The 12,241-nt window shown below is 31.4% G+C and carries 10 protein-coding genes; 8 read left to right on the top strand and 2 right to left on the bottom strand.

From position 1 onward, the window contains the following. Nucleotides 1-111: 111 nt before the first annotated feature. On the bottom strand, nt 112-738 hold the full coding sequence (locus ACR0QS_RS06040; protein ID WP_432632545.1) for an MBL fold metallo-hydrolase: 627 nt from the start codon (nt 736-738) through the stop codon (nt 112-114). A gap of 210 nt (nt 739-948) precedes the next feature. Here ACR0QS_RS06040 and ACR0QS_RS06035 point away from each other — a divergent pair, with 210 nt between their 5' ends. From ACR0QS_RS06035 to thrC, 8 genes are all read left to right on the top strand, one after another. Then, the gene (locus ACR0QS_RS06035; protein ID WP_432632544.1) at nt 949-1,500 is read left to right on the top strand and encodes a ribosome assembly cofactor RimP; all 552 of its coding nucleotides are present in this window, start codon (nt 949-951) and stop codon (nt 1,498-1,500) included. A 49-nt stretch (nt 1,501-1,549) separates the two neighbouring features. Next, nucleotides 1,550-3,022, top strand: coding sequence for a transcription termination factor NusA (nusA, locus tag ACR0QS_RS06030; RefSeq protein ID WP_432632543.1), 1,473 nt, complete (start codon nt 1,550-1,552; stop codon nt 3,020-3,022). Beyond that, nucleotides 3,015-3,941 carry a class I SAM-dependent methyltransferase gene (locus ACR0QS_RS06025; RefSeq protein ID WP_432632542.1) on the top strand — a complete coding sequence of 309 codons (927 nt, stop codon included), beginning with the start codon at nt 3,015-3,017 and terminating at the stop codon, nt 3,939-3,941. Before nusA ends, ACR0QS_RS06025 begins: the two co-directional genes overlap by 8 nt. Before the next feature lie 43 nt (nt 3,942-3,984). Further along, entirely contained in the window at nt 3,985-4,551 is a 567-nt protein-coding gene (locus ACR0QS_RS06020) for a DUF4390 domain-containing protein (RefSeq protein WP_432632541.1), read from the top strand. Between the two features lie 446 nt (nt 4,552-4,997). Next, nucleotides 4,998-7,016: an ankyrin repeat domain-containing protein gene (locus ACR0QS_RS06015; protein ID WP_432632540.1), complete on the top strand. Its 2,019-nt coding sequence runs from the start codon at nt 4,998-5,000 to the stop codon at nt 7,014-7,016. A 173-nt stretch (nt 7,017-7,189) separates the two neighbouring features. Beyond that, a complete protein-coding gene (locus ACR0QS_RS06010; RefSeq protein WP_432632539.1) occupies nt 7,190-7,864 on the top strand; it encodes an NlpC/P60 family protein in 675 nt (224 codons plus the stop codon). A gap of 126 nt (nt 7,865-7,990) precedes the next feature. Continuing rightward, nucleotides 7,991-10,096, top strand: coding sequence for an ATP-dependent zinc metalloprotease FtsH (gene ftsH / locus ACR0QS_RS06005; protein ID WP_432632538.1), 2,106 nt, complete (start codon nt 7,991-7,993; stop codon nt 10,094-10,096). A 33-nt stretch (nt 10,097-10,129) separates the two neighbouring features. Continuing rightward, nucleotides 10,130-11,185 (top strand): threonine synthase, encoded by a 1,056-nt coding sequence (gene thrC, locus ACR0QS_RS06000; RefSeq protein ID WP_432632537.1) that lies wholly within the window; start codon nt 10,130-10,132, stop codon nt 11,183-11,185. A 31-nt stretch (nt 11,186-11,216) separates the two neighbouring features. Here the strand turns inward: thrC and ACR0QS_RS05995 are convergent, their stop codons facing one another. After that, the gene (locus ACR0QS_RS05995) at nt 11,217-12,143 is read right to left on the bottom strand and encodes a DNA-methyltransferase (protein WP_432632536.1); all 927 of its coding nucleotides are present in this window, start codon (nt 12,141-12,143) and stop codon (nt 11,217-11,219) included. Nucleotides 12,144-12,241 lie beyond the last annotated feature (98 nt).

Below are 12,241 nucleotides of genomic sequence, written 5' to 3'. Positions count from 1 at the left end.
TTTTAGAGTAGTCTAATAAATTTTTGTAAGATAAATTTAAATAGTTTTATATTGTTTTTATTATAGATAGAATTTTAATAATTAGTTTATAATTAAAATTATTATTAAATATTATAAAACTCCCATCTTTTTTCTATCTCTCAATTTTACGCCGAAAATTTCATGACCCGGGTATAATAAAGTATCATCTTCCAATTTAAATATTTTTTCGGTAATGCTATTTTCCAATGTTCCGTAATCGCCCGTTGGAAAATCTGTTCGCCCGATTCCGTAGGCAAATATTGTGTCTCCGCAAAATAAATGTCCTTCCGCATAATAACAAACTCCGCCTCTCGTATGCCCCGGGGTATGAATAACTTTAAATTCAATATCTTTTAATTTGAAAGTATCGCCGTCTTTAAATTGTATTTCGGGAGCTTGGCATTTTATTCCGCCGCTAAAATATCCGCTCGCGTTTAATTTCGTATCGTTAAAAAAATCGTAATCCAAAGCATGAACGCAATGTTCGACTCCTTTATATTTTTCCCTTATATCATCGCTTCCAGATATATGGTCGAAATGCCCATGAGTATAAATTACTCTTTTTAATTTTTTTCCTTCAAGCAGTTTATCGTAATCGTCATATCCGAATGATAATTTTGCCATATCTATAATCATAGCTTCGTCATCCGCGGAAACTATATAAGAATTCATTCCGTAAACATTAATATTTATGCAGTCAATTTTTAATTCGCTCATTTTTATCTCCAATTTTTTATATAATATTCAAACTATTTTACAATTTTTTAATTAAAAATCAATTTAATACTTGACAAAAATTATAGCAATGTTATAATTAAATTACTTTTAATGAAATGTTTTATATTAAGAGGGTTGGTTTTGTTTTCGCAAATCGGAAAAAACCGACACTCTTTTTTTATTAGTTAATTTTATTTTGCGGTATTAAAAATGAAAAATAATAAAATTAAACCTCAAAGAAAAAAAGAATACGGAAGAGGAGAAAATAGAAATAAAAAGAAAAATAATTTAAAAAATAAAGAAAAAATTAATATTATAGACGAAACGATTTTATTTGAAAAAAGCGCAAATATTTTAGAAAAAGATAATAAAATATATTTGCTTAATCTTAAAGTCGGCGCTATAAAAGACAATAAAAAAGTATATGCCGTAATTTTTAAGAAAAAAGAAAGCGTATCTCATAGTCATTGTATCGAGGCTACGAGAGTAATTCAGTCAGTAATAAAATCATGCGGTTTTGACGAAGGAGATTATACAATTACGGTATCGAGCGCGGGCTTTAGATGGAAAATCGAAGACAGATTCGAGCTTTTTGAAGAAATGCCAATAAAAATAAAATTTAAGATAAAAGAGGATAAAATTATAACAGAAAACGGAATTTTGAAAGAAGCTAAAGAAGATTATATTATTTTTGAAAACGAAGATAATGAAATAATAAAAATTTTAAAAGAAGATATTATAAAAACGAGATTAAATTGTTAAAAATATTAAATATTATTAAAAATAAAAAAATTAAAAACGGAGATAAAAAATGTTTGAAAATGTAGGAACTTATTTACAAATGCTTGCCGATGAAAAAGATATTAGTATCGACCTTCTTGAAGAGGTTATATCGTCAACAATGATTTTGGCTTTGAAAAAGAAATACGGAAACGACATTAATTTTCACATCAATTTTGACGAACGACATAATCCGACAATTTACAGAGCGGTAATCGTTGTGGAAAATGCGGAAGACGAAAAAAAAGAAATTTCTTTGGAAGAAGCTAAAAAACTTGACGCCGATATTAATTTGGGAGACGAAGTTTTGCTATTAGTTGATCAAGTGGAAGAATTTGGCAGAATCGAAAGCACGGTTGCAAGAACGACTTTCTTTCAAAAAATTTCGGAACTTGAAAAAAATATTATTTATAACGAATTCAAAAGAAGAGAACATCAGCTTGTAAACGGATATTTTCAAAGAGAAAACAGAGGAAATATTTATGTCAATTTGGGAAAAACCGAAGGCGTTTTATTAAAAAAAGACCAGTCTCCTAGAGAACATTATTCAGTTGGCGACAGAATAAGAGCTTATATTTATAGAGTAGAAAACGATAGAAGCGGGCATCCGACTATTTATTTGACGAGAAGCAAAGGCGATTTCATAAAAAAACTTTTCGAGCTTGAAATACCAGAAATAGCGGACGGAACTATAGAAATAAAAAATATCGTTCGTCAGCCCGGACTAAAAATAAAAATGTCGGTTGTTTCAAATAAGCCCGAAGTTGACCCAGTCGGCGCATGCATAGGACAGAAAGGAATTCGTATTCAATCGATTATAAAAGAGATAGAAGGCGAAAAAATAGATGTCGTAAAATGGTCTAAAGATATAAGAGAATATATAGCCGAAGCGATAGCTCCAGCGAAACCTATAAGAATAATAATTACCGAACCAGAAAATAAAGAAGCTATGATTATAATACCAGACGAACAATTAACTCTCGCGCTCGGTAAAAACGGTTATAATGTTAAACTCGCATCTCAACTTACGGGATATACTTTCGACTTGAAAACGGAAACTGATATTAAAGAAAATCCTGAATTATTGAAAGATTTAGTTCCTTTGAGTCAAATTTTTGCCGACACTTCGGAAGAAACGGGCGAAACCGAAGAAATTACTCAAGAAAACGGCGAATTGGCAAGCAATCTTTATTCGCTTTCAGGAATCGATAAAGAAATCATAGAAACTTTAATTAATAACAATATTAATTCAATAGAAGAACTTTATCGAATGTCCGCCGAAGAAATTATTGAAAAAACCAATTTGGATAAAGACACTGTTGATAATATAATAAATACTCTTAAAGAAGTTGTAACCATAGTGGAATCGGACGAAGAAGGATACGAAACGACAGAAGAAGTAGTGGAAGAGATAGAAGTTTATGAATGTCCTAATTGCGGTTCTACGATAACTGAAGATATGACTAAATGTCCAAAATGCGGAGTGGAATTGGCTTTTGAATAATATAAATTTGAATAAAAATATATGTCCTTTATGCGATACGGAAGTAAACGAAAATAATAAAGTCGATATTGTAGAAAATATTTGGAAAAATTATAAAAATGTTTACGAATGTCCTAATTGCAAACTTTATTTTATAGACGAGCCTTCACAAGAAGAGTTGGACTTTTTATATAAAAGCGATTTTTATATAAGGAATAATAATCCTCTTTATAAATTTATTGACAATAGAATGAAATATGCAAGGGCTTTAAACAGATTTAATTATATCAAAAAATTTATTAAAAAATCTGATAATTTAAATGTTTTGGAAATAGGCGCGTCAAACGGACTTTTGCTTTCTCTTTTTAAAAAAGAAAATTTCAATGTTTTCGGTTATGAATTAAATGAAAACGCAAGAAAAACGGCAAATAAAAAATACGGCATAAACATGAAAGAAGATTTTTTACAAGATAAAGATATTAATAAAGATAAATACGATATAATTATTATGTCGCATATTTTGGAACATTTTACAAATCCTAAATATATTTTAAATAATATTCATAAATTCATACGGGGGGGGATAAATAGCATCCTCTTTATTGAAATTCCATACACGCCTAATTATAAAATCGCTTCAAAAGAAGACATGAAAATATTTTTTGAAACCGAACATACGGTTCATTTTAATGAAAAAAATATTTCCGCTTTAATTGAAAAATGCAATTTTAAGATTTTGGATATTTGCTATAGCGAATACAATATTATGGATAGTTTAAAGAAAAATATATGGCTTGGAAAATTAGATTTTAAATCGTTAGTTCCTTTTTTATATTATATTTCTAAAATTTGTTTTAATCCAAATAATTCTTTTATAGATTATAAAATTTCTGATAAATTTAATTTTGGAAAAAACATAAGAATAATAGCGGGAAATTAATTTATTGACATATCGATTATAAAATATATACTTTTTATAAATTATGAAAAATTTTATTAAATTAATTATAATATTCTTAATATCGTCCGTTTATTTATATTCCTATGAGCTTCGGCTTCATTTTTCGAGAGGTTATATTGACAATAATATTTTATATGCGGACGCTTACGCGGGAATAAATATGGAAGTCGATGAAAATCTAAAAAGATATATCGAAAACGGAATAGTAGTATTTTTGAATTTTAGAATCGATTTTGTGAAAAAGAAATTTCTTCTTAACGAAAATATTAAAGAAATTTATTTTAATAGAAGAATTTATTATGATTTTTTTACTAAAGAATATGTCGCCGTCAATTCCGAAACTTCGCTTGAAACGAGAAATTCTAATTTTTATATTTTGATGCGGACTTTATATCAAATAAGCAGAATAGAAATTGCCGATATAAACGAATTAAACGAAAACGATATATATTTTTTTAGAACAAGATTATCAATAAGATTTCAAAACGCTTTCCCATATTTGTCAATCTTTTTTAATATTATAACGCCTTTGCAATATAGAATTAAATGGCTTAAGTCGGAAGAGTTTAAAATTGGCGAATTGTATTGATATTATTTTGAATTCTTTATTTCGCTTGTAAAAACATTTTTCGCTATATTTATAAAGTCTGTCATTGCCGTTGCCGTGGCTAAAAGCCCACAGAGTGAGGCACGCAAAGCGAGGCACACACACTGACTAAAGTCCGCCGTTGGCGAAAGCGAGCAGTCGCCGAGTGCGCGAGCGGGCGTTTACCCACTTTTAGTATGAGCGTGGCAATCTATTATTAATATAGTTAAATTTTGGAAATGGAATTCTATTAATTTTGGATTACTTCGCTCACTTCGTGTGCCTTTGGCAACGCTAGTAATGACAGTTGAAAAATACAGTCATTGCGAGCCTCAACAGAGGCGTGGCAATCCAAATAAAAATAAATAAGGATTTTAATTAAACTGTGAATATTATATAATTTATAATTAAATAAATAATATTTTTATACAAAATCGAGGAGAAAAATAATGATAAAAAAAATAATATTAATTACTATTATAACTTTTATAACTTTGGAAGTAATAGCCTGTTCTTCAAATTCGGGAGAAGCTTTAATAGATGCCGCGAGGTATGGAGATTTAGAAACGGTTAAACTTTTAATAGAGAATGGCACGGATATTGACGCTAAAGATAAAGATGGTTATACCGTTTTAATGTATGCTTCAAATAATGGAAATTTAGAAATAGTTAAATATTTAATAGAAAACGGCGCAGATATTGACGCTAAAAATGAAGATGGTTATACCGCTTTAATGTATGCTTCATTTAATGGAAATTTAGAAATAATTAAATATTTAGTGGAAAACGGTGCGGATATTAATGCTAATGATAAAGACAGAGTGACGGATTTAATGCAGGCTTTGGAAAATGGGGATTTAGAAATGGTTAAATATTTGATAGAAAACGGCGCGGATATTAACGCTAATGATAAAGACGGAGTGACGGATTTAATGCAGGCTTCGGAAAATGGGGATTTAGAAACCGTAAAGGATTTAGTAAAAAGAAAACGAGTAAATATTAACGCTAAAGATAATAATGGTAATACCGCTTTAATGTATGCTTCATATAATGGAGATTTAGAAGTAGTTAAATATTTGGTAGAAAATGACGCGGAGATTGACGCTAAAAATGAAGATGGCGTAACGGCTTTAATATGGGCTTCATATAATGGACATTTAGAAGTAGTTAAATATTTATTAGAAAATGGCGCGGATATTAACGATAAAGATAATAGTGACTGGACGGCTTTAATAGTTGCTTCATATAATGGACATTTAGAAATAGTTAAATATTTGGTAGAAAACGGCGCGGTTATTGATTATTATATTGACAGGTCGGCTTTAATGAATGCTTCAATAAGTGGAAATTTAGAAATAGTTAAATATTTATTAGAAAACTACGCGGAGATTGACGCTAAAGATAATAATGGTAATACCGCTTTAATGTATGCTTCAATAAGTGGAAATTTAGAAATAGTTAAATATTTATTAGAAAACGGCGCGGATATTAACTCTAAAAATAATGACGGCGTAACGGTTTTATTGAATGCTTCATATAATGGACGTTTAGAAATAGTTAAATATTTATTAGAAAACGGCGCGGATATTAACGCTAATGATAAAGACAGAGTGACGGATTTAATGCAGGCTTCAGAAAATGGGAATTTAGAAATGGTTAAATATTTGATAGAAGATATTGAAGTCGATATAAACGAAAAAGATAATATTGACAGGACGGCTTTAATAGTTGCTTCATTTAATGGACATTTAGAAATAGTTAAATATTTGGTAGAAAAAGGGGCTAATGTTAATATTAAAGATAATGAAGGTAAAACCGCTTTAATTAATGCTTCATACGAAGGACAATTAGAAATAGTTAAATTTTTAATAGAGAATGGAGCGGATGTTAATCTCAAAAATAATAATGGACAAACTGCTTTAATGTATGTTTCAAATTTAGAAATAGCTAAATATTTATTAGAAAATGGTGCGGATATTAACGCTAAAGATAGTAAGTGGGGCTATACCGCTTTAATATACGCCACAGAATATGGAAATTTAGAAACGGTTCAATTTTTAATAGAGAACGGAGCGGATATTAACGCTCAAGATGATATTGGCGGAACGGCTTTAATGAATGCTTCATATAACGGACATTTAAAAATAGTTAAATTTTTAATAGAGAACGGAGCGGATGTTAATATTAAAAATAATTATGGAAGAACCGCTTTAATATACGCCACAGAATATGGAAATTTAGAAATAGTTAAATATTTGGTAGAAAAAGGCGCGGATATTAACGCTCAAGATGATATTGGCAGAACGGCTTTAATGAATGCTTCATATAATGGACATTTAAAAATAGTTAAATTTTTAATAGAGAATGAAGCGGATATTAATATTAAAAATAACGATGGCAAAACCGCTTGGGATTTGGCAAAAACCGAAGAGATAAGAGAAGTATTGAAGCAAGCTGGAGCTAAATAATAATATATCATTTCTGTAAACCTCATTCAGAGATGCATGGAGTTTAATTATTTTTATAAATAGAATTATATTTAAAATAAAAAATCCGATTTTATAATTTTAAGATATAAATAAGTTATATTGACTTTTTGGAAATATCTTATAAAATTATTTTCTATTAAAAAGAGACGAATATGCGTTTTAATATTATTATTTTTTATATATTTTTATCTTCTTTCGCTTTTGCTCAAAATTACGGATACGATAAAAAATATCAAGAACATTTAAACGAAAGCGGAGTTGAAATAAGCGAAGAACAGAAAAAAAAGGTTAGAGAGGATATAAAAAAATACGCTAATCTTTATCTGGGCAAACATTATAAATATAACGAAAAAGACGAATTAACGCATCCCGTTTCTAAACAAAAAAAGAATTTTAATTTTGACTGCTCGGGTTTCGTTGCCGCGGTTTATTGGACATCCAATATAGCGGTATTTGAAAAACAGGCGGTTTTGGGAGAGAGCGGAGTAAAAACTATATACGCCACTTTAGAAAAATATAAAAAAATATATAATAATTCCTTGCCGAATATTGGCGATATAGTTATGTTTGACAGAACTACATCCGAAACGGGCAAACTTACTCATGCGGGAATAGTTGTCGATGTCGATAAAGAGGACGGAACTGTAAGCTATATTCATGCTTCCACGAGTAAAGGGCTTGTTTTAGGATATATGAATTTAAAATATCCCGATTTGGCAAGAAAAGACGGAAAGGTAATAAATAGTTATTTGAGGCGAGGCGGCGGAGTCGATTCTTTGGCTTCAAAATGTTTCAATAGCTACGGAACTATTTTAGATTTGCCTTAATTTTAAATTATTTGTTTTAATTTTATTAAATAATTTAAAATAATTTAATAATTTAGAATAATTTAGAAAAAGAATTTTGAAAAAAGAAAAAATTAAAAATATAAATCGAATTTAATTGGAGAATATATGAGCAATAAAAAAAATAATAAAAATCTTAATAATAGAAGAAATCCTATGCCGCAAGCGGGCGGAGGAAATCAAATAATAATAATTATACTTTTAATTGGGGTTTTATTTATGGGATACCTTCTTATGAAACAAAATCCCCAAGTAAAAGCGGTAGAATGGGATTATTCAACTGTAGTGCAAAAAGTTAAAGAAGGTGCGGTAACCGAAGTGACGATAGTCGACCAAAATATAAGAAACGGAAAAGCCTTTGAAACGATTAACGGAAGAATTAACGAAACGAGTTTTTATTCTTTTATACCTTTTACGGCAAGCGGATTTGTCGATTTGCTTATAGAAAATAATGTAAAGGTTAAAGGTGAGGCGGATAAACCGAGTTATTTAAGCATTATACTTATTAATTTGCTTCCAATACTTGCGATAGGCTTTTTGTTATGGTTTTTCATGTTTAGACAGGTTCAAGGTTCGAATAATAGAGCTATGAGTTTTGGAAAAAGCAGAGCGAGATTATTAACGAAAGAAGATGTGAAAGTAACTTTTAAGGATGTTGAAGGTTGTAAAGAGGCAAAAGAGGAATTAGTTGAAGTCGTGCAATTTTTGAAGGACCCTGCGAAATTTACGAAATTGGGCGCTAAAATACCGAAGGGCGTTTTATTGGTAGGTCCTCCGGGAACGGGAAAAACTTTACTTGCAAAAGCGGTTGCGGGCGAGGCAAATGTTCCGTTTTTTAGCATGTCTGGTTCGGAATTTGTCGAAATGTTTGTGGGAGTCGGAGCTTCGAGAGTGAGAGATTTATTCGAGCAGGGAAAAAGAAGCGCTCCTTGTATAATATTTATAGACGAACTTGACGCGGTAGGAAGAACGAGAGGAGCGGGATACGGAGGCGGACATGACGAAAGAGAACAGACTTTAAACCAAATGTTAGTCGAAATGGACGGATTCAATACCGACACAAGAATAATAATATTTGCCGCTACCAACCGTCCCGATGTATTGGACCCAGCTTTGCTTCGTCCTGGAAGATTCGACAGGCAGGTTGTGGTAGATTTGCCCGATGTTAAAGGACGAGAAGGAATATTTAAAGTTCATATTTCAAAAATACAGCATGACCCTTCGATAGATTTGTATCATTTGGCGAGAGCGACTCCGGGATTTTCTGGAGCTGATATTGCAAATATGGTTAATGAAGCCGCTTTAATTGCAGCAAGAAACGATAAACAGAGAGTGGAACTTCCAGATTTTGAAGAAGCGCGAGATAAAGTCATGATGGGACCAGAGAGAAGAAGCATACTCATAAGCGAGAGAGAAAAGTTGAATACAGCCTATCATGAAGCTGGACATACTTTAATGGCGGTTTTGCTTCAAAATACCGATTCTTTGCATAAAGTGACTATTGTGCCTCGAGGAAGAAGTTTGGGCGCTACATGGACTTTGCCTCCTGACGGAAGATATACTTTGCAGAGAAAAAAAGCCATAGACGAAATGTCGCTCCTTTTGGGCGGAAGAGTAGCCGAAGAATTTAAATTTGGAGAAGATTCGGTTACTACGGGAGCTTCCAACGATATAGAGCGAGTGACGGAAATGGCAAGAAGAATGGTTTGCGAATGGGGAATGAGTAAATTGGGACCGATAGCGTTCGGACAGAAAGAACAGCCTATATTTTTGGGAAAAGAAATCGCAAGACATAAAGATTACAGCGAAGAGACGGCTCAAAGAATAGACGAAGAAGTTCACAGATTCGTTATGAAGGCTTATGAAAGAACTCAAAAACTTCTTAAAGATAATTCCGATAAATTTGAACATTTGGCTAAAGAATTATTTGAAAAAGAATCTTTGGATATAGAAGATATAGAAAGAATATGCGAGGTTAAACTTGACAGAGTAAAAGATAAACTCGTATATGCTGGAAAAGACCCAAAAAGAGGAACGGACGAACTCGAAGACGACACTTATCAAAACGGAGATGCGAAAAGCGTAAAGGAAGAGGTTTTTAATAGTCCGCTTAAATCCGTTAAGAAGAGCGAAGATTCGGAAGAAAAATCGACTAAAATGATGAAAAAAACTACTTCAATGAAAAGGATTAATACAAGAAAAAAGAAGGAATAATAAATAATAGCGATTAATTAAAAAGGTTTGATTATGAAAGCATGGAAAGGATTACTCAGAGAATATAAATCTTATTTGCCGATAACGGATAAAACTCCGCTAATAACTTTGAACGAAGGAAACACTCCTTTAATAAAAGCGGAAAAAATAGGCGAAAAACTTGGCGGAATAGAATTATATTTCAAATATGACGGATTAAATCCTACTGGTTCTTTTAAGGACAGAGGAATGGTAATGGCTGTGGCTAAAGCTTTGGAAGAAGGCTCGAAAGCTATAATGTGCGCTTCTACGGGAAATACATCCGCATCGGCTGCCGCATACGCCGCAAGGAGCAATATTCAATGCATAGTTCTTATTCCAGATGGAAATATAGCTTTGGGAAAATTGGCTCAGGCTTTAATGTATGGAGCTAAAGTTATAGCGATAAACGGAAATTTTGACGATGCATTAAAATCGGTTATAGATATTACGAATAATTATCCTATAACTCTCGTCAATTCGATTAATCCTTACAGACTTCAAGGACAAAAAACTTCGGCTTTTGAAATATGCGATACTTTGGGAAAAGCTCCCGATTATTTGGCAATTCCAGTCGGAAACGCGGGAAATATATCAGCTTATTGGATGGGTTTCAAAGAATATAAAGATAAAAATATTGTTTCAAATTTGCCTAAAATGATTGGTTTTGAAGCGGAAGGTTCTGCAGCAATCGTTAAAAATAAAATCATAGAAAATCCTCAAACTTTGGCTACGGCGATAAAAATAGGAAATCCTGCAAGCTGGAAATTAGCGGTTAATGCGGCAAATGAGTCTGAAGGTTTTATAGATTCTGTGAGAGATGATGAAATATTAGAAGCCTATTCTATGCTCGCAAAAGAGGAAGGAATATTTGCCGAACCTGCATCGGCTGCATCTTTGGCGGGAATAATAAAAACTTATAAAGCGGGCAAGTTAAAAAAAGGCGATATTATAGTTTCCGTTCTTACTGGCAACGGTTTGAAGGACCCAGATAACGCTATTAAAATCTCAAGCGCTCCAATAAAAGTTGAAAATAATATTGAAGCGATAAGAAAAGTTATAGGATTATAAACTAATTGACAATAAAATAATTAAGAATATTTTAATATATATTTAATTCTAATTGCATAGATTCTAATAGTCTTTTATTAGATATTTCTACATTATGCGGGTCTATTTCTATACCAATATAATGTCTGTTTATATTTTTAGCGGCTATGCATGTTGTCCCAGAACCAGAAAAAGGGTCTAATATAATGGCATTTTCTTTAGTAACCAGAGAAATCAAAAATTCCATTAGTTTGATAGGTTTTTGATTTACATGATTTCCAAAATCGCTTTTAAATGTTTCAACTTTAATAATATTATCATAAAAATTATTATTTTTATAATTTAAATTATATTTTTTTACGGCTTCTTCATTCCAAGCGCCGACTTCGTTATTTATTACATTATCCGCTATCGTTCCGCCTATCTTATATGGTTTTTGAAACCACAAAATAGGCTCAAATATAGGTCTTAAATTAGCCACTCGCCAGCCTTTCCATTTTTCTTCATTTTCGTTATCGTTTCTTCTTTCATAAATAGACGATAATCTTTGAGCTTTTGCCGCCGCAAAATTTTTTTCCCATGCGAGCATATCTTTAAAAGTAAATCCAACATCTTCTAACGCTACTATGCATCTATGAGCATATCGTCTCCCAGCAAAAATAAAACAACTTCCTCCAGATTTTAAAACTCTTAACCAATCCGAAGCCCATTTAGAACACCATTCCTGATATTCAAGCGGTATTTTTTTATCGGATTCGCTCCATCCGTTTAAAGGTTTTCCTCGTCTTTTGAATAAGCTTCCCATTTCTAATTGAGCGTTTGAAGTTCCGCCTAATGCTGAATTGGAATTGTTATGCAAAATATCCCAATCTTCATAACATATACCGTAAGGAATGTCGGAAATAATAGCATGGACATATTCGTTATCTATTGATTTTATTAATTCTATAGAATCTCCGCATATTATTTTATCTATCATAATTTAATCCTTTAATAAAATCGCTTATATGTTTTATTTTTTCCTCTAACTTTTTAGATTTTATTAATTCTCTTATAGCTTCTTTTTTAGAATAATTA

The organism is Brachyspira sp. (assembly GCF_050873525.1).
Taxonomy (GTDB): domain Bacteria; phylum Spirochaetota; class Brachyspiria; order Brachyspirales; family Brachyspiraceae; genus Brachyspira.
Note: the sequence above shows the minus strand (reverse complement) of the source record. Positions and strands in the feature narration are given on the sequence as shown.

What these genes read in the sequence shown, in the direction of transcription:
- ACR0QS_RS06010 (WP_432632539.1), top strand. Translation starts at nt 7,190, where the DNA reads ATGCGTTTTAATATTATTATTTTTTATATATTTTTATCTTCTTTCGCT.
- ftsH (WP_432632538.1), top strand. Translation starts at nt 7,991, where the DNA reads ATGAGCAATAAAAAAAATAATAAAAATCTTAATAATAGAAGAAATCCT.
- ACR0QS_RS06040 (WP_432632545.1), bottom strand. Translation starts at nt 738, where the DNA reads ATGAGCGAATTAAAAATTGACTGCATAAATATTAATGTTTACGGAATG.
- ACR0QS_RS05995 (WP_432632536.1), bottom strand. Translation starts at nt 12,143, where the DNA reads ATGATAGATAAAATAATATGCGGAGATTCTATAGAATTAATAAAATCA.
- ACR0QS_RS06020 (WP_432632541.1), top strand. Translation starts at nt 3,985, where the DNA reads ATGAAAAATTTTATTAAATTAATTATAATATTCTTAATATCGTCCGTT.
- ACR0QS_RS06015 (WP_432632540.1), top strand. Translation starts at nt 4,998, where the DNA reads ATGATAAAAAAAATAATATTAATTACTATTATAACTTTTATAACTTTG.
- thrC (WP_432632537.1), top strand. Translation starts at nt 10,130, where the DNA reads ATGAAAGCATGGAAAGGATTACTCAGAGAATATAAATCTTATTTGCCG.
- ACR0QS_RS06035 (WP_432632544.1), top strand. Translation starts at nt 949, where the DNA reads ATGAAAAATAATAAAATTAAACCTCAAAGAAAAAAAGAATACGGAAGA.
- nusA (WP_432632543.1), top strand. Translation starts at nt 1,550, where the DNA reads ATGTTTGAAAATGTAGGAACTTATTTACAAATGCTTGCCGATGAAAAA.